This is a genomic window from Methylohalobius crimeensis 10Ki, assembly GCF_000421465.1.
GTDB classification, from domain to species: Bacteria; Pseudomonadota; Gammaproteobacteria; order Methylococcales; family Methylothermaceae; genus Methylohalobius; species Methylohalobius crimeensis.
The window spans coordinates 161,527-179,016 of record NZ_ATXB01000002.1 but is presented as its reverse complement, the minus strand read 5'-3'; the positions used below and the strand labels follow the sequence as shown (position 1 = coordinate 179,016).

The 17,490-nt window shown below is 59.9% G+C and carries 14 protein-coding genes; 5 read left to right on the top strand and 9 right to left on the bottom strand.

Annotation, left to right across the window (positions count from 1 at the left end):
- Positions 1-32 precede the first annotated feature (32 nt).
- On the top strand, positions 33-1,295 hold the full coding sequence (locus tag H035_RS0114520) for a CmpA/NrtA family ABC transporter substrate-binding protein (protein ID WP_022949696.1): 1,263 nt from the start codon (positions 33-35) through the stop codon (positions 1,293-1,295).
- 4 nt (positions 1,296-1,299) lie between these two features.
- Positions 1,300-1,881 (top strand): ANTAR domain-containing response regulator, encoded by a 582-nt coding sequence (locus H035_RS0114515; RefSeq protein ID WP_022949695.1) that lies wholly within the window; start codon positions 1,300-1,302, stop codon positions 1,879-1,881.
- A 10-nt stretch (positions 1,882-1,891) separates the two neighbouring features.
- Here H035_RS0114515 and H035_RS19935 read toward each other — a convergent pair whose 3' ends face one another.
- The 8 genes from H035_RS19935 to cynS form a co-directional block, all read right to left on the bottom strand.
- Entirely contained in the window at positions 1,892-4,213 is a 2,322-nt protein-coding gene (locus H035_RS19935; protein ID WP_022949694.1) for a nitric-oxide reductase large subunit, read from the bottom strand.
- 64 nt (positions 4,214-4,277) lie between these two features.
- A complete protein-coding gene (locus H035_RS0114505; RefSeq protein WP_022949693.1) occupies positions 4,278-6,002 on the bottom strand; it encodes a bifunctional protein-serine/threonine kinase/phosphatase in 1,725 nt (574 codons plus the stop codon).
- A 92-nt stretch (positions 6,003-6,094) separates the two neighbouring features.
- Positions 6,095-6,943 carry a formate/nitrite transporter family protein gene (locus H035_RS0114500; RefSeq protein WP_022949692.1) on the bottom strand — a complete coding sequence of 283 codons (849 nt, stop codon included), beginning with the start codon at positions 6,941-6,943 and terminating at the stop codon, positions 6,095-6,097.
- A 31-nt stretch (positions 6,944-6,974) separates the two neighbouring features.
- Positions 6,975-8,210, bottom strand: coding sequence for an alginate export family protein (locus H035_RS0114495; protein ID WP_022949691.1), 1,236 nt, complete (start codon positions 8,208-8,210; stop codon positions 6,975-6,977).
- A gap of 28 nt (positions 8,211-8,238) precedes the next feature.
- Positions 8,239-9,108, bottom strand: coding sequence for an ABC transporter ATP-binding protein (locus H035_RS19930; RefSeq protein WP_022949690.1), 870 nt, complete (start codon positions 9,106-9,108; stop codon positions 8,239-8,241).
- Between the two features lie 40 nt (positions 9,109-9,148).
- Positions 9,149-10,150, bottom strand: a complete 1,002-nt coding sequence (locus H035_RS0114485; RefSeq protein WP_022949689.1) for an ABC transporter permease — start codon at positions 10,148-10,150, stop codon at positions 9,149-9,151.
- 22 nt (positions 10,151-10,172) lie between these two features.
- Complete coding sequence (locus H035_RS0114480) at positions 10,173-11,597, bottom strand: CmpA/NrtA family ABC transporter substrate-binding protein (protein ID WP_022949688.1); 1,425 nt, start codon at positions 11,595-11,597, stop codon at positions 10,173-10,175.
- 542 nt (positions 11,598-12,139) lie between these two features.
- Positions 12,140-12,577 carry a cyanase gene (gene cynS, locus H035_RS0114475; RefSeq protein WP_022949687.1) on the bottom strand — a complete coding sequence of 146 codons (438 nt, stop codon included), beginning with the start codon at positions 12,575-12,577 and terminating at the stop codon, positions 12,140-12,142.
- Positions 12,578-12,929: 352 nt separating this feature from the next.
- On the opposite strand from cynS, the gene H035_RS0114465 reads away from it, so the two are divergent.
- From H035_RS0114465 to H035_RS0114455, 3 genes are read left to right on the top strand one after another with little or no spacing between them, the layout of a single operon-like run.
- The gene (locus H035_RS0114465) at positions 12,930-13,388 is read left to right on the top strand and encodes a hypothetical protein (RefSeq protein WP_152486075.1); all 459 of its coding nucleotides are present in this window, start codon (positions 12,930-12,932) and stop codon (positions 13,386-13,388) included.
- Between the two features lie 50 nt (positions 13,389-13,438).
- Entirely contained in the window at positions 13,439-14,395 is a 957-nt protein-coding gene (locus tag H035_RS0114460; protein WP_026596647.1) for a PDC sensor domain-containing protein, read from the top strand.
- Positions 14,392-17,055: a nitrate reductase gene (locus tag H035_RS0114455; RefSeq protein WP_022949683.1), complete on the top strand. Its 2,664-nt coding sequence runs from the start codon at positions 14,392-14,394 to the stop codon at positions 17,053-17,055. The genes H035_RS0114460 and H035_RS0114455 overlap by 4 nt, the downstream gene beginning before the upstream one ends.
- Here the strand turns inward: H035_RS0114455 and H035_RS0114450 are convergent.
- The gene (locus H035_RS0114450; protein WP_022949682.1) at positions 17,035-17,481 is read right to left on the bottom strand and encodes a YqaA family protein; all 447 of its coding nucleotides are present in this window, start codon (positions 17,479-17,481) and stop codon (positions 17,035-17,037) included. The genes H035_RS0114455 and H035_RS0114450 overlap by 21 nt on opposite strands.
- Positions 17,482-17,490 lie beyond the last annotated feature (9 nt).

The window sequence follows — 17,490 nt, the reverse complement described above, 5'->3', positions numbered from 1 at the left end:
ATAGAAAAATAAACAAACACCCGGGAAGTAGTGTGGCTGGCGAGAATCTGGAGAAAAGACGGTTGCATTTGGGGTTCATCCCGCTCACCGATTGTGCGCCGTTGGTGATCGCCCACGAAAAGGGCTACTTCCGCAAATACGGTCTCGAGGTGGCGCTTTCGCGGGAATCCTCCTGGGCGAATATTCGCGATAAGGTCGCCGCTGGCGTGTTCGACGGCGCGCATATGTTGGCGCCGCTTGCGATCGCTACGACTTTGGGATTGGAAGGGATCAAAAAAGCAACCATCGCGCCGCTCGCCCTGGATTTGAACGGCAACGCGGTGACTCTTTCCACCGAACTTTATCCTCCGCCCACGAAGGCCACCGGTAAAAGCTTGTCGGCAACCGGCTTGCGGCACCTGATCGGGAGGGGGAAGCGGCGCGGACTGCCCCGATTCGCTTCGGTGTATCCCTGTTCTTCGCATACCTACTTGCTGCGTTACTGGTTCGCCGCCGCGGGAATCGACCCCGGCAGCGATCTGGATTTTTCCGTGATCCCTCCGCCGCAAATGGCCGCCTGCCTCGAATCCGGAGAGGTGGCGGGCTATTGCGTCGGCGAGCCCTGGAATGAATATGCCGTTGCCCGAGGCATCGGGCATGTCTGGACCACCAGTTACGAGGTCTGGAACAATCATCCGGAAAAAGTCCTGGGGGTGAATCAGGACTGGGCCGAGGCCCATCCCAATACGCTCCAGGCATTGCTGATGGCCTTGCTGGAGGCGGCTCGCTGGATCGACCGACCGGAGAATCGAATCGAGGTGGCGACGATCTTGTCCGCGCCGCCCTATGTGGATGTCCCCGTCGACGTGGTGAAAATGTCCATGATCGGAACCTTTCGCTATGCGGCTTGCCAGCCGCCGGTTTCGCTGCCCGATTTCAACGTCTTTTACCGTTACGCGGCCACATTTCCCTGGCGCTCCCATGCGCTCTGGTTTCTCACCCAAATGGTGCGTTGGGGTCAAATTGTCGAGCCCATCAATTTAAGGCGGATAGCGGAAACGGTCTACCGCCCCGATCTCTATCGACAGGCGGCGAGCGCGTTGGGCATTCCGGTTCCGGAAGGGGACCTCAAACCGGAAGGAATCCATGCCGAGACTTGGACACTCGAGACTCCGGCCGGTCCCTTGTCAATGGGACCCGACTGGTTTTGCGACGATAAATCCTTTCATCCCGACGATCCGGTGGGCTATCTTGCGGATTTCGCCATTCATCGGCGCAAGGTCGGCCTGAAAGATCTCGCCGCTTGCAATCCCTGAAGTCATGGGGCTTCTAATTCTAATTGTCGATCGGGATTTCGGCCGCAGCGCGGTCCTGGAGCAGGCGTTTTCCGACGCCGGCCATACGGTGGTCGCGCGGCTGCAAAGCGAACGTGAATTGTCCGCGAAAGTGGCCGAGCATCAGCCCGACGTGGTGATTATCGACATGGAGGCGCCAGGCAGGGATACCCTGGAGCAGATGCGCGAAGTCAGCCGCGACCATCCCAAGCCGATCGTGCTGTTCTCCAACCAGCGCGATCCGGATTATATCCAGCAAGCGGTGCAAGCCGGGGTCAGCGCGTACGTGGTGGACGGCCTGCAAAAAGAACGGGTGCTGCCCATCGTCCAGGTGGCCTTGGCCCGGTTTCGGGAGTTTCAAGTCCTCAAGCGCGAATTGGAAAACACCCGCACCCATCTGAACGACCGCAAGGTGGTGGAAAAGGCCAAGGGCTTGTTGATGCAGCGCCGCGGAATGAGCGAAAGCGATGCCTACCGGCTTTTGCGCAAGACGGCAATGAACCGTAATTTGAAGATGGTTGACGTGGCGCGGACCTTGTTGGAACTTGAGAATCTGACCGAGCGATAAAGCCGTTGATTCAGCTTTTTCCGCGCTTTTTAAGATAAGCTGCGGCCTGTCCGAGCACCTGTCGGGTGGAGGGATCGAGCCGTTCGGCGGTGATCCGGGAAGCCGCCACCAGCAAGGGCAGTGCGCCGAAAACGATGAACACCAGGTCGGCCGGCGTGCGCAGCCATTCGATCCAGCGGGTGGTGGGGTCGGCGGTGAAATCGAGGCCGCGGGCGTGCCAGTAGCCGTGCTCCACCACGTCCAGGAGTTGGCGAACGCCGTTGGGGAACAGGTTGGAGGCGAGCATGCCGGCCAACCCGAGGTTCACTCCCCAAAAGCCGATGCGGACCCATTTTTCCGCCTTTTGCCACAATTCGTCGTCGGCCACCTGGCGCATGACGAAGACGCCGAGCCCCAGGGCGAGCATGCCGAACACCCCCATGAAGGCGGCGTGGCCGTGGTTGGGGGTGAGCAGGGTGCCCACTTCGTAGTAGCTGACGATGGGCAGATTGATGAGAAAGCCGAAAATGCCGGCGCCGACGAAATTCCAGAAGCCCACCGCCATGAGAAAGTAAAAGGTCCAGCGGTGCTTGAGTACGCGTTCCCGCTCCGGGGAGATTTCTCCGTGTCCGGCCAGACGTACGAAATCCCAGGCATCCAGGGTGAGCAGGATGAGGGGGATCACTTCCAGGGCGGAGAAGACCGCGCCCAGGGCCATGACCGCCGGTGACTGGCCGGTCCAATACCAATGGTGGGCGGTGCCGATGATGCCGCCGATGAAGTAGAGAATGGCGTCCAGGTAGATCACCCGCAGGGCGGTGGCGGTGCCCACCACGCCCAAGCGGTGGAACAGCACCGCCACCAGGACGGTGATGAAGAACTCGAAAAATCCCTCCACCCATAGGTGAATGATCCAGAAGCGCCAGGTTTCTGCCACGGTGAAGTGGGTTTCGGCGCCGAACAGGAGGGCGGGGAGATAAAACACCGGAATGGCGGCCGCGGCGGCGAACAGAAGCAGGCCTATTTCCCGGTAGATATAGTCGCTCAGGGCGGGTCTCAGGGCGCGGAATATCAGCCACAGCCAGTAAAGCAGTCCCCCCGCCAGCAGCCATTGCCACAGCCGGCCCAATTCCAGATACTCCCATCCCTGGTTGCCGAGCCAGAACCACAAGGGCCCCATGCCGCCGAGAATACCGATCCATTCGCCCAGCAGGCTGGCCACGGCGATCGCCAAAAGAGCGAGGAACAGCCGATTGACCCCTTGCGGCTGATCTTCCGGATCGCCGCCGCCCACCACCGAGGCTAAAAACAGGCCGCTGGCGATGTAGGCCACCGCTACCCATAGCACCGCCAGTTGCAAGTGCCAGGTGCGCGCCAGGTTGCTGGGCAGGAAACCGGAGAGGTCCAATCCGTAAAAGCTTCCGGGTTCCGCCCGGTAATGGGCCACCAGTCCCCCGAGCAGGGTTTGAGCCAAAAACAGCGCGGTCACCACCAGGAAAAACTTGACCACCGCCAATTGGGCCGGGGTATATTCGCCGGGGTGCAAGGTCAATTCCGGCGGCGGGCCGCTTTCCTTCCAGCCCAGATAGTCGAACTTGCCGAAGGCCAGCAGCACCAGGCCGGTGCCGCCCAGCAGGGCGATCAGGCTCAAGGCGCTCCAGAGCACGGCGGAAGCGGTGGGCAGATTGCCCGCCTCGGGGTCGTAGGGGAAATTGTTGGTATAGCTGTAGGCCTCGCCGGGGCGGTTGGCCACCGACGCCCAGGCGGCCCAGGCGAAGAATGCGGTGAGCCGTTCGAGTTCGGCGTCATCGTCGATATGCTTTTTCCGCAGGCCGCCGTTGATCGCCGGCGAGGAAAAATACTCGCGCCAATAATCCACTTGGCTGCGGTAGGTTTCGGCTTCCGCGGCGTTGAAGCGCAATATCTCGCGCGCGGCGTCGTAGCGGTTTTCCTTGAGCTGCAGTTTGACCTCCGCGGCGATCGCCGCCTGGGCGGGTGCTTCCAGTTCGGCGAAGGGACGTCCGTGGCGGAGCCGGGCCAGGCGGTCGCGCAGGGTGAGCACCAGTCGATGGAGATATTCGGCGGCGAAATCGGGCCCCAAATAAGCGCCGTGGCCCCAGACCGTGCCGTTCTCCATCAATCCGTAGCGCAGAAACAGGGCTTGGCCGGCACGGATATCGTCACCGCCGAAGAGTTTCTTGCCACCCTCCGTGCGTATCTCCTCCGGCACCGGCGGGGCGTTGACGAAAGACCCCCGGGTCATCCAAGTGAGCACCATAAAGCCGAACACGAGCACGCCCAGGGCGGTCCAGCGCCAAGCACGGGAGAGAGGTTGGGAGGGGGCATCGGTCATGGCGATCCACTTTGCAAAATTAGTTGAGGGGATTCTCGGGGAAAAACGGGCTTCGACGCAAGCATTAGCACCTAATCAACAAGGCGGCGACGATTAAACTCAGAATCAGCGTGACGCCTTTCCAGAAAGCCAGCGGATCGCGTTCGATGAGCGGCGGACGGGTTTTGTTTAGAAACGCTTGGTTGGGATGGCGCAGATCATGGATAAATTCAGAGAGTTCCTCGTAACGCCGGTTCGGGTCCGGATGTACCGCCTTTCTGATGGCCTCGTCGACCCAAGCTGGAATCTTGCTCTCATGGTGAGGGATGGATCGATAGATCAATCTGTTTTGCGCCGCTCGGGATCGGCATTTGGCGACCTGAGTCCCGTAGGGTAGCTTGCCGGTTAGCATTTGATAACAAATCACGCCCAATGAATACAGATCCGAACGGGGCGTTCCGCTTTGTCCCAGAAAGTATTCCGGTGCGGTATAGGGGGCCGTACCAAGCAGCTCGCAGTGTTCGTCAGGGCTTACGATTTCGGCGATACCGGCCACTTTGGTGGAACCGAAGTCGATGAGCTTCACTGTGCCGATGCCATCGATCATGATGTTGTCCGGTCTCAGGTCCTGATGCACCATTTCCAGACGGTGAAAAGCGCGTAGCCCTCTCGCGATTTGCTCAATGATCCCGCGCACTTTTTCCAGCTCGGGTTTCGGATGGTCGATCATCCATTGAGACAATGTTCGGCCTTCTATGAACTCGGTGACGTGGTAGAAATAATTGCGCTTACGAGTCGGTTCGATGGATTTTAAAACATGGGGGCTGTCGATTCGCCGGGCTATCCAGGCTTCCATGGAAAATCGTTCCAAGTAGGCGGGGTCGATGCGAAGGTCGATGGAAGGTATTTTGATCGCCACCGGCATTTGAGTTTCACGATCGATGGCGAGGTAGACGTGGCTGCGGTAGCTGGCATGGATCTCTCGGACGATTCGATAGCCGTCGAAAATCCTCCCGGCCGTCAACAGCGGCGGCAACGGCAGTTCGGTGAGGCGCGCGTGAAGCTCATCCGCGTTATTCAGCGGCAACGCCTCGACCCGGACGATCTGAGCGGTCAGATTGTCCGGGCTGCCTTGTTTGTGGGCTTCGGCTGCGATGGTTTGGGCGGCGGTGTCCAGATCGGCGTCATCTTGGGCGAGGGTGTCGACGATGAAACGCTCGCCGACATATTCGTACACGCCGTCGGTCATCAATAGGAAGCAGTCCGACCGATCCAGCGGCAGGGCTTGATAATCGATTTCCAGATGGGGGCCGATACCCAGCGCCCGACTCAGATAGCTTTTGTCCTGAGAAACCCAAAGCCTGTGGTCGTCGGTCAATTGCTCCAGGCCATTGCCTTGTAAGCGATAGATGCGTGCGTCACCGATATGAAAGAGGTAAACGGTGGTCGATTTGAGAATCAGAGCGCTGAAGGTGCATATGTACCCCCGGTCTTGATCGTAACGGTATCGGCTTTGCCGGGTTTGTGAATACAGCCATGCGTTGGTTGCGCTCAATACTTGTTGAGCGGACTTCTTTACGGACCAGGCGTCCGGCGTAGAAAAATAATCTTCCAAAAATCCCGTAACCGCCGCGGCGCTGGCGATTTGGCTGACTTCGCTGCTGCCGATGCCGTCGGCCAATGCCACCGCGATGCCTTTGGCGCTTAATCGAGGTTCTTCGGGAACATAAGCGCCGTGGAAATCCTGATTGATTTGCTTCCGGCCCTTATCCGAGTATTGGCCCAAAGAGATGCTCAATTGACCGGGCATTTTTCTCTCAATGGAAAGGGGAACCTCTGCTTCCTGGTTAAGAATCTATCACCCCTGGATAGATCGCGGGCAGAGGTTCCGGGTGGCGGCGGTTAAACGGCTTGCTGCTTGGAATGGATGGCCTCCTTGGGGCGGATGACCCGTTTGGGGGCGGTTTTAATGTGGGTGACGTATAAGGTCGACCCGGTAAACGCCAGCCCGCCGACCAGGTTTCCCAGCACCGTCGGAATTTCGTTCCAGATCAAATAATCCATGATCGAGAAGTCCCCGCCCATGATCAAACCCGAGGGAAACAGAAACATGTTGACCACCGAATGCTCGAAAGCCATGCCGAAAAAGAGCATGACCGGCATCCACATGGCGATCACCTTGCCGCTGACCGAGGTGGATATCATCGCGCCGACCACCCCGGTCGATACCATCCAGTTGCAAAGCATGCCTCTGATAAACAGCGTCAACATGCCGGCCAGGCCGTACTCGGCGTATCCCACGGTGCGTTTTTTGCCGATGGTCGCGATGACTTTGCCGACTTCGTTGGGTTCGGTCGAGAAACCGTAGGTGAAAACGATCGACATCATCACCGCGACGGTGAGCGCGCCGAGGAAGTTGCCGATGAACACCAGCCCCCAGTTTCTCAAGATGCCGCCGATGGTCACCCCCGGCCGCTTGTCGAGCCAGGCCAGCGGCGTCAGCACGAACACGCCGGTAAGCAGGTCGAAGCCCAGCAGATAGAGCATCGAAAAGCCGACCGGGAACAAAATGGCGCCGATGAGCGGATAACCGGTCTGGACCGAGGCGGTCACCGCGAACACCGCGGCCAACGCCAGGATCGCGCCGGCCATATAGGCTCGGATGACCGTATCGCGGGTCGACATATAGATTTTGGATTCGCCGGCATCCACCATTTTGGTCACGAATTCTGTCGGAACTAAATAGGACATGGGTATACTCCTTAAATGGGTTGTTGATGGATTAGAAATTCAACGCCACTTGCCCCCATACTTTGTGGGTATCGATGGAGAACTTTTGGGCGTCGTAATAGGCGTATTTCAAAAGCACGCTGACATGTTTGCCGAAAGTCCGAGTCAACAGCGCATCGAACTCCTGGCCGTAACGGACGCCGCCGTTTTCGTCGTGGAAGTCGTGATAGACACCCAGGAGCGTCGCGCCCCATAGATTGATTCCCACCGAAGCCTGAACGTCGCGGACGCCATTGGGCGGGGTGGCGAGGAATTTGTCCGCCCAGCCCTGAAAAGCGTGAAGCGTGGCGAGCGGGGTGCGGAAGCCGACCCCATTGTCGGCGGTCAGGTTTTCGATCGCCCCTTTCAAAGTGACGGAATAGGCCGAGACGCCGCCCATGAAGTGGTAATAATCGGTGGCGTAATCGTTGGGATTGCGCTGATAGTCCATCTGCCGGGCGTATTCGGCGGTATAGAGCAGTTTGACTTTGTCGGTCACGGCGTAGCCGCCGTCGAAGCGCAGCCCGTAGGTTTGGCTGGAAAGGGCGAAGTTGGCGCTGTCGCGGCGGTCGTCGTAATCCAACCAGTAGCCGTAGGCGGTCAGCTTGCCGAAGGGGAGACCGGTATAGGCGACGTTCAGCAGCGGCGAATTCATATCCACGGTTCGCGAGAGGATGTTCTGCACCCGCCAGAGAAAGGCGACGTCGGCGGTTAGATCGGGAATCGAATTGTTGGTCAGGCGCACGGCGTCGTAGGTTTGTTCCAATTGGCGCCAGCCCACGTTGCCGATGAAGCGATGGTTGTCATAGATGATCCGCTGGCGGCCGGCTTTGATGAAAGTGTCGGGGACGGCGTTGAACGACACCCAGAGCTGGTTGAGTTCGGTTTCCTGGGGGTCGGCGACGACGGAGCGCCCCGTCTCGTTGTTGCGCAGGCTGTTGTAGCGGTCGGGTCCCACTTCCCAGTTGCCTTCCATTTCGGCATAGCCCTGCAAACCCTGAAAGCGTGGCGTGAGATAGCCCAGCCGCAGGCGCAGGGTGGAAGCGTGGGCTTCCTCCCGACCGTTTTCCTCGTCCACGTATTCGTAGCGGTAGCGGGTGTCGGCTTGGATCCGGCCCCATTCTCCCTGAAGCGCGTCCGCGACCGGATGCAACAGATCGTCCGACCGACCGACCGAGGGGATCAGCGCGACGATGAGCAGGCCGGGAACGAGGCGTCTGCCGGCAGCTGCGGGTGAGGGTAGGCTCATGAACGATTCTCCTTGGTGATTAAATCGGTTAGGCGATCAAGCGAAGTTTGGCGGTCTGGTTTTTGGCGCCCGTCGTCGTCCTGTCCCCCGGAGGGCGGGGTGAGTCCTCCGCCCCCGATTCCAGATGCCGCTCGTGCAGGAAGCGGACGATTTCCGCGCGGTAATGGTTGAAGGTGGAATTCTCCGCCAGCGCCAGGCGGTCGCGCGGGCGCGGCAGGTCGATGGAAAGAATTTCGCCGATCCGGGCGGCGGGGCCGTTGGTCATCATCACCACCCGGTCGGAGAGCAGCACCGCCTCGTCCACGTCGTGGGTGATCATGATCACGGTATTGCCCAGCCGCGCCTGAATGTCCATGAGGGAATCCTGCATATGGGTGCGGGTCAGGGAATCGAGCGCGCCGAAGGGTTCGTCCATCAGCAGCACCTTGGGCTCCATGGCCAGGGCGCGGGCGATGCCCACCCGCTGCTTCATGCCGCCGGAGATTTCGTGGGGTTTGCGCTCGAGGGCGTGGCTCATGTGGACCAACTCCAGATTGGTCAGGGTCCACTCGTGCCGTTCCGCCTTGGATTTGGTTTTCCTGAATACCCGGTCGACGGCCAGACGGACATTGTCGTAGACCGACAGCCAGGGCAGGAGCGAGTGGTTCTGGAAGACCACCGCCCGCTCCGGTCCGGGGTCGTTGACCTCCTTGTTTTCCAGAACGACCCCGCCTTCGGTGGGCTGCAAAAGTCCTGCGACGATATTGAGCACCGTGGATTTGCCGCACCCGGAATGGCCGATCAGGGAGACGAACTCGCCCTGCTTCATCTTGAGATTGATTCGGTTTAGGACATTGAGCGGCCCCTTCTCCGTGGGAAAAGTGATGCTCACATGGTCGATGTTGAGGTAGGGAGTCATGAAAATCTCCTTGATTTCGTTGTCGGATAGCCTCGGGCGATCAGCGCAGCACGGCCTGCTTGTCCCAGTCGACCGTTTTCTGCAAGCCCAGCATGCCGCGGTCGAGCAGCAGCCCGATGAAGCCGATGGCGACGACGGCCACCATGATTCGAGCCAGCGAGTCGGAGCTGCCGTTTTGGAATTCGTCCCAGACGAATTTGCCCAACCCCGGGTTCTGGGCCAGCATTTCCGCGGCGATGAGCACCATCCAGCCGATGCCGAGAGATAAACGCAGGCCGGTGAAGATCATCGGAATCGCCGACGGCAGGACGATCTTCCAGGTCTTGGTGAACCAGCCCAGCCGCAGTACCCGGCTGACGTTGAGGAGGTCCTGACTGACCCCGGATACGCCTACCGCGGTGTTGATCAGGGTCGGCCACAGGCAGCACAGGGTGACGGTGATGGCCGAGGTGACGTAAGCCTTGGAGAACACGGGGTCCTTGGAGACGTAAAGGGCGGATACGATCATCGTCACCAGAGGCAGCCAGGCGAGGGGGGATACTGGTTTGAAGAGCTGGATGAGGGGGTTGAACGCCCGATGGAGCGTGGGATTCAATCCGATGACGATGCCGAAGGGAATGGCGATCAAAGAGGCCAGCAAAAAGCCCGTCGCCACGGTCTTCAGGCTGGTGAACATCTGATCGATGAAGGTCGCTCTGCCGGAATAGGCGAGCTTCCTGAGACGCTCGACTCTCTCCGGGGATTGAGTCTTTTCGATGCGTTTTTGCAGACGCTCGTAGAAGGCCTGTTCCCTGTCCCGCTCGGCTCGGTGCTCCTGCCACAGCGCCACGCTCTGTTCCCATACCTGGACGGGGCCGGGCAGGACGCCCAGGGAAGTATGGACTTGCCGGGCGCCCACCGACCACAGCACGAGGAATATTCCGATCGCCAGCAGGGGAGCCAGAATGCCCCGGGCGGTGGGGCGCAGATCGATGCGTTCGAATAAATGGGTGAGACGATTCAGAAACGTCATGGCATGAGATGAAGCGATGGTTTGCGTCATGGCGATTGCCCTCCTTATCGGCTTAGAGTTTGTCTTTGCCTTTCAGGCCGATGGGAAATTGTTCCAGGTAGGCGTTGGGTTGGGTGCCGTCGAAAGTGATCCCGTCGATGAACTCGGTCTGCGGGGGGCGAAACCCCGTCTCCTCGGTGAAGTCGGGAAAGTCGGAAGGCTTCATCTTGCCTTCGGCGATCAGCGCTTCCGCCGCCTTGCGGTAAAGGTCGGGGCGGTAGACTTTCTTGGCCGTCTGCATGTACCAATCGTCCGGTTTGTGCTCCGGTATTTGTCCCCAACGCCGCATTTGCGTCAGATACCAAACCGCGTCCGAATAGTAGGGATAGGTGGCGTGGTAGCGAAAGAACACGTTGAAGTCGGGCACCGAACGCTTGTCCCCCTTCTCGTATTCGAAGGTGCCGGTCATGGAGTTGGCGATCACCTGGTTGTCGGCCCCCACGTAGTAGGGCTGGGAGAGGATCTTCACCGCTTCGGGGCGGTTCTTGTTGTCGTCCTCGTCGAGCCATTTGGCGGCCCGGATCAGCGCCTTGACCACGCGGATGGTGGTGTTGGGGTATTGCTCGGTGAATGCCTTGGTCATGCCGAACACTTTCTCCGGATTGTTTTTCCAGATCTCGTAGTCGGTGATGACCGGCACGCCGATGTCCTTGAACACCGCCTGCTGATTCCAGGGCTCGCCCACGCAGTAGCCGTAGATGGTGCCGGCCTCCAGGGTGGCGGGCATTTGCGGCGGCGGGGTGACCGACAGCAGCACGTCGGCCCGGAGGGTCCCGCTGGTATCCCCTTTGTGGGGGGCATAGTACCCCGGATGGAGTCCCCCCGCGGCGAGCCAGTAGCGCAGCTCGTAATTGTGGGTCGAGACTGGGAAGACCATCCCCATCTTGAAGGGTTTGCCTTCGGCCTTGTATTGCGCCACCACCGGCTTCAGCGCCTCGGCGCTAATCGGATGCTCGGGCCGGCCGTCGGGCAGCTTGGAAAGGTTGGGCTTCATTTGTTGCCAGACCGGATTGGAAACGGTGATCCCGTTGCCGTTGAGATCCATGCTGAAGGGGGTGACGATATGGGCCCGGGTGCCGAAGCCGATGGTCGCGGCCAAGGGTTGGCCCGCCAGCATGTGGGCGCCGTCGAGACGCCCCTCGATGACACCGTCGAGGAGCACCTTCCAGTTGGCTTGGGCTTCCAGGGTGACGTAAAGCCCTTCCTCCTCGAAAAAATGTTTCTCGTAGGCGATCGCCAGGGGCGCCATGTCGGTCAGCTTGATGAAGCCGAACTTCAAGTCCATCTTCTCGGCCTCGCCGATCTCCGCCCGGGCGGAAAGGGATAGGACGGCGCCTCCCAAAAACGTGCAAGCCGCCAAGGCCAGCAAGGCTTTTTTCAGAGATCCACGGCGGGATTCCGCCTTGTTCGTGTATTCGTTGTCGACCGTGAGAGTCATATGCGTTTCTCCCGTTTGTTCCAAAAAAAAGCGCCCATTACCCCGATCCGAATTCGTTCGGGATAATGGACGCCGTTGTCCGTTTCAGGCCGCCTTTGGCCTGTCTGTTTTGTGGCGGACGATCGGGACGCCGATCTGCCGCGCTAGCCGCCGTTGTCGGGGCAAACGTTCTGGCGCGGGCATCGTTGCCACACGCATCGAAATCTGCCGATTGCCTGGATTAAAATCGCGCGCCGGGTCGACGCCCGAATCCTGACTTGCAGATATTCAAGCACGTATCATGCCAAAAAAATCTGTTGAAAAAATGTCATGAAAACAGGCGGTCGGGAAAGGAGCGCCGGCCGATTTCAAGGAGGAAAGGCAGGGCATGGGGACTTGGGCGGGGCAAAGTGGACGGACCGCAGATGCACGGCATCGGTGCGCGATGATTCAAATCTGTGCCGGCACTCGATGCCCGCGGTGGCTCGCTCCCGGCATTACGGTTCGATGGCTGAGCGCATGTCGGGTCGCCAAACGGCGGGCATCGTCCGGATTGCGGAGGGTCACCAACGCTTATAGGGAAGAAATTTGCCGTTCATGGTGATAACTACCCGATCCCCGGCGGGATTGGCTTCCTTGTCGATCTCCATGGAGAAATCGATCGCGCTCATGATGCCGTCGCCGAATTTTTCGTGAATCAACTCCTTGAGGGTTTCTCCATACACGCCGATGACTTCGTGAAATCGATAAATCACCGGATCGGTGGGGATTTGATCCCAATGTTTATGGGGAAATGCTTGCAACGCGGACGAGATTTCAGCGGGCAGTCCCAGGATCTGGCAAAGCCTATCGGCGAATTCGGGCTTGAGACTGTTCATGCCCAGGCAGGCGGAAGTCAAGAATACGGGCGACAAGCCCACTTGTTCCGCGATCGCTTCCCAGCCCAGGCCGATTTCGGATTTTGCCGCCATGATCTTTTCGGTCATTTCCAGCTTATTCATAGCTAAGAGAAGCCTCCTGTCGGGTTTGTGGAACCAAGCTATCCATTATTTATAACGCAAATTTCGCGCCGAGAATACAAAAAGACAGTCTTTCAGTGTTTTGAAACAAACGCCAATGGCATCCATCCTCTCCCGCCAAGGAGAGAGCGATGGGGCGGGGTCTCCGGTGCATCACAATGGTGCAGATTGAAAGGCATTCCCTCTTTTATCGCCGTTTTTTGGGGGGGGCGATCGGCGATCTTTCGTGATTATTCATGGCATGGATGATGCTTAAAACATAGGGTGTGGTTAATATCAGTGATGATGCGGAATGTTCGAGGAAATCAAAACATTCATTGCGCCGTGCGTCTTTATGTGGCGGCTCCCTGCGATAGAGCGTCTGGAGAAAATCTATACCCATGCGCTGGGGAGTTATTTCGTCGTTTTTTGGATTTTGCAGAGTCTCTTTACCAGTCCGGCCGAAGGCTTATTGGCTACCGTCGTCGAGATGATGTTGATCCTGGCTTTCACCGCGGGGCTTACCGCTCTGGTGGGTAAGCGTCAGGCTTTCCGGCTCATTTTGGCAATCTTATTGGGGTCGACCAGCGTGGTCGGTCTGTTGGCGGTGCCGGCGAGCATCTGGCTGCTGGTGGTGGAGACCGGCAGGCAACAGTTGGCTTTTTACACCCTCTTGTTGTTCCCCCTATGGTGGTTGGCGGTGCTGGAGCATATCTTTCATCGGTTTCTGGAAAAATCCCGAACCTTCTGCTTCTGGCTGGCCTGCGGTTACGCCACGGCGACTTATTTGGCCACCTTTCTGATCATTCTATGAATTTCACCGAACGCCGTGCCCGGCCCGCGGCTGTTTTCAGCGGAGACTCCATGTCCAGCATCGACCACTTGCAATTGATCGAACGCCACCGAGAACACCGGCAGGCGATTCGCCGCTTGATCGAATCGATTCTCATCGGTTTCGCCGACGAGCAGTTTTTCCACTGGCAGACCCGCAAAACCAAAGACCTGCTCAAGGATTTGGGGCGGCGCTACCCTTTCGTTTCGATGATTTATTTCCTCGACGAACAGGGCATGCAATGCAGTCCCAATTTGTGGTTGGGCGGTACGACCTATCCCGATCAGGGGCAAGGGATCGATCGCAGTCGCCGGCCCTATTTCCTCGCCGCCGCCCAGAACGGGGTCAACGTGGTCACCGACCCTTATCTTTCCACCGCCAACAGTCGCTTGTGCCTATCCGCCGCCACTCGCTTGAAGAGCTCCGGCGGGGAACGCTTTTTGGTGATGGACGTGGACTTGGCGAAACTCCTCAGTTATTTGCAGGGCGACAGCAAGCGGCGGCGTTTGGAGCCCTATTTCAAGGCGGTTTACGCCTTGATCGCGATAGGCTTGTTCAGCGTCGCGGCGGCCCTGATTTTGTCCGCCGGGAGCGAATTGGTCGCCATGCTGACGCCCACCGCGCGCGTCCCCACCCTCAGCTATAAATCCCTCAGCGCCATCATTTACCTGACCTTGGCGTTGGCGGTATTCGATCTGGGCAAGACGACCTTGGAAGAGGAAGTGCTTTTGCACAAGGATATTTTCCGTCTCAGTGCCACGCGGCGCACCATCACCCGGTTTATCGGCGCGATTCTGATCGCCGTCTCCATTGAGGCCCTGCTGATGATGTTCAAGGGATCCCTGAAGACGGAAACCGAACTGCTCAGTTCGGCGGTCTGGATGATGCTGGCGGCGGTGGGGCTGCTGATCGGCCTGGGAATCTATGTTTACCTGGGGTGTCAGGCGGAGCGGATACTGCTCAAGCGTCGCCGGCAGGAGGAATCATGAAACCGATCCGGACCACCTGCCCCTATTGCGGCGTCGGCTGCGGCGTGCAAGTCACGCTTGAAAAAGGCGGCGTCAGCGTCCGTGGCGATGAGTATCATCCCGCCAATCAAGGACGGCTTTGCTCCAAGGGGACCGCACTTGCCGAAACCGTCGATTTGCCCGAACGGCTGCGCCATCCCCGCATCCGTGGCCAACGTGTCGGATGGGAGGAAGCGATCGGCGCCGTGGCCGGCAAGTTTCGCCAGGTGATCGACCGCTGTGGCCCCGAGGCGGTGGCCTTTTATGTGTCGGGGCAGCTTCTGACCGAGGATTACTACGTCGCCAACAAGTTGATGAAAGGATTCATCGGTTCGGCCAACATCGACACCAACTCGCGGCTCTGCATGTCGTCGCCGGTGATGGCGCACAAGCGCGCGTTCGGCGAGGATTGCGTCCCGGCGTCTTACGAGGATTTGAGCCGGGCGGACCTGGTGGTGCTGGCGGGTACCAATCTGGCCTGGTGCCACCCGGTGTTGTTTCGGCGTCTCGCCGAGGCGAAGCGGGAAAACCCGAAGCTTTACGTGGTGGCGATCGATCCCCGGCGCACTTACACCGCCGATCGCGCTTCCTTGCATCTGCCCCTGAAGCCGGGCAGCGATGCGGTCTTGTTCAATGGTCTGCTGCACTATTTGCACGGAAGCGGCTGCATGGACGAGATCTTCGTCCGCGAACATACGGAAGGGCTGGAAGCGGCTCTTGCCGAGGCCGAAGCCAGTGCGCCGGACATCCCAACCGTGGCCCGGGCGTGCGATTTGCCCCCGGATCTGGTCCGCACCTTCTACGCCCGGTTCGCCGCAAGCCGCCGGGTGGTGAGTTGCTATTCCCAGGGGCTCAACCAGTCTTCCAGCGGCACCGACAAGCTCAACGCCTTGCTCAACTGCCATCTGCTCACCGGCCGTATCGGCCGGAAGGGCTGCGGACCGCTGTCTCTCACCGGGCAACCCAACGCCATGGGCGGACGTGAAGTGGGCGGACTGGCAACCCAATTGGCCGCGCACATGGCAATCGAGGATCCGATCGCCCGGGAACGGGTGGGGCGCTTCTGGGACGCTCCCCGGGTGGCGTCCGAACCCGGTCTCAAGGCGGTGGAATTGTTCGATTCGATCGCCTCGGGCAAGATCAAGGCGGTCTGGATCATGGCCACCAATCCGGTGGTGAGCCTGCCCGACGCGGACCAGGTCAAGAGGGCTTTGGCCGATTGCGAATTCGTGGTGGTGTCCGATTGCGTCGGCGATACCGATACCGCGGCGCTCGCCGATGTGCTCCTTCCCGCCGCCACCTGGGGAGAGAAGGACGGCACCGTGACCAACTCCAGCCGAATCGTTTCCAGGCAGCGCTCCTTTCGGACGCCGCCCGGAGAGGCCCGTCCCGACTGGTGGATCGTTTCCCGGGTGGCCAAGGCGATGGGGTACGGAGCGCAATTCGACTACGCCTCGCCGGCGGCGATTTTCCGCGAGCACGCCGCCCTGTCGGGATTCGAAAACGCTGGCGAAAGGCAGTTCGATATCGGTGTTCTGGCCGATTTGACCGACGCCGAATACGATGAGTTGGAACCGCTGCCGTGGCCGGTGACCGTCGCCGCTCCTCGAGGCACCCCGCGTCTGTTCGGGGATGGCCGTTTCCCGACTCCCAACGGCCGCGCCCGCTTCGTCGCCGTCACCCCGAGAGTCCCCGCCCGGTTGCCGGATAATGATCTACCGTTCGTGCTCAACACCGGGCGGGTACGCGATCAGTGGCATACCATGGCGCGCACCGGCGCCGTGCCGCGCTTGGCCGGCCATGCGCCCGAACCGTTCGTGGAGATCCATCCCGACGATGCCCGAAATCTGAGTCTGACGGAACAAGGTCTGGCCTGGGTGCGGGGAAAGGATGGGAAAGAAGTCCTGATGCGAGTCAAACTCAGCGAGCGGCAGCGCCCCGGCAGCCTGTTCGTTCCCATGCACTGGAACGGGCAATTCACCGGGCAAGGGCGGGTCAATACCCTGGTGGCGGCGAATACCGATCCGATTTCCGGCCAGCCGGAATTCAAGCACGCGCCGGCCGCGATCCGTCCCTGCCCATGCGCCTGGTACGGTTTCGTCCTCAGCCGAAAGGCAATCCATCCCCGCCTCCGGTACGCCCGTTACTGGGCCCGCGTCCGGGCGGGGGAGGCGCTCTGGCGTTACGAGGCCGCCGGCGACGCCGCTCCCCCCGAATGGGCGGGACGGGCGCGCGAACTATTGGGGACGGAAGGAGATATTTGGATCGAATATCACGACACCCTCCGCAATCAATACCGGGCGGCGGTGTTGAACGGCGAGAAGCTGGAGGCGGCCATTTTCATCGGTCCCGATCCCGATCTTCCGCCCCGCGAAAGCCTGAACGATTTGTTCGAGAAACCGGTCCTCACCCGCGACGACCGGATGCGGTTGGTGAGCGGCCATTCGGCCAGCGGGTGCGGCGGCGAGCGGACGGTTTGTGCTTGTTTTCGGATATCCGAGCAGGCGATCCGCCAGGCCATCGAGCAAGGACTGACTTCGGTGGAGGACATCGGCCGGCAACTCGGGGCGGGAAGCAACTGCGGCTCGTGTCTGCCGGAGTTGGAAGCATGGCTTCGTCAATCACCCGACCAAGGGCAATAAACCGTCTATCCAATTCATCAGCCCCAGCAGGATGGCGTAGCGCACTCCTTTGCCTATCCCGGTGAGGAGAAAGAAAACGTCGAAGCGCACCCGCATGAAGCCGGCGATGAAGGTCAGGGCGTCGCCGCCCACCGGGGCCCACGCCATCAGCAGCGACCATACGCCGTAGCGTTGGAACCAACGTTGCGCGCGTCCCAGGTTGGCGGCGCGAAAGGGAAACCAGCGTCGATCCTGGAAATGCAAAAGATAACGTCCCAGCACCCAGTTGACCGCCGCTCCCAGAGTATTGCCCGCGGTCGCCCAGGCCCACAGGGGGAGCGGGTCGTAGCCGGCCGCCAGAAGTCCGGCGAAAACGACTTCCGAATAGGCGGGCAGCAGGGTGGCGGCCAGGAAAGAGATGAAAAACAGACTCAGATAAGCTTCCATATTGTTCTG

What these genes read in the sequence shown, in the direction of transcription:
- H035_RS0114450 (WP_022949682.1), bottom strand. Translation starts at nt 17,481, where the DNA reads ATGGAAGCTTATCTGAGTCTGTTTTTCATCTCTTTCCTGGCCGCCACC.
- H035_RS0114455 (WP_022949683.1), top strand. Translation starts at nt 14,392, where the DNA reads ATGAAACCGATCCGGACCACCTGCCCCTATTGCGGCGTCGGCTGCGGC.
- H035_RS0114500 (WP_022949692.1), bottom strand. Translation starts at nt 6,943, where the DNA reads ATGTCCTATTTAGTTCCGACAGAATTCGTGACCAAAATGGTGGATGCC.
- H035_RS0114495 (WP_022949691.1), bottom strand. Translation starts at nt 8,210, where the DNA reads ATGAGCCTACCCTCACCCGCAGCTGCCGGCAGACGCCTCGTTCCCGGC.
- H035_RS19930 (WP_022949690.1), bottom strand. Translation starts at nt 9,108, where the DNA reads ATGACTCCCTACCTCAACATCGACCATGTGAGCATCACTTTTCCCACG.
- H035_RS0114515 (WP_022949695.1), top strand. Translation starts at nt 1,300, where the DNA reads ATGGGGCTTCTAATTCTAATTGTCGATCGGGATTTCGGCCGCAGCGCG.
- H035_RS0114480 (WP_022949688.1), bottom strand. Translation starts at nt 11,597, where the DNA reads ATGACTCTCACGGTCGACAACGAATACACGAACAAGGCGGAATCCCGC.
- H035_RS0114460 (WP_026596647.1), top strand. Translation starts at nt 13,439, where the DNA reads ATGTCCAGCATCGACCACTTGCAATTGATCGAACGCCACCGAGAACAC.
- H035_RS19935 (WP_022949694.1), bottom strand. Translation starts at nt 4,213, where the DNA reads ATGACCGATGCCCCCTCCCAACCTCTCTCCCGTGCTTGGCGCTGGACC.
- H035_RS0114465 (WP_152486075.1), top strand. Translation starts at nt 12,930, where the DNA reads ATGTGGCGGCTCCCTGCGATAGAGCGTCTGGAGAAAATCTATACCCAT.
- cynS (WP_022949687.1), bottom strand. Translation starts at nt 12,577, where the DNA reads ATGAATAAGCTGGAAATGACCGAAAAGATCATGGCGGCAAAATCCGAA.
- H035_RS0114505 (WP_022949693.1), bottom strand. Translation starts at nt 6,002, where the DNA reads ATGCCCGGTCAATTGAGCATCTCTTTGGGCCAATACTCGGATAAGGGC.
- H035_RS0114485 (WP_022949689.1), bottom strand. Translation starts at nt 10,150, where the DNA reads ATGACGCAAACCATCGCTTCATCTCATGCCATGACGTTTCTGAATCGT.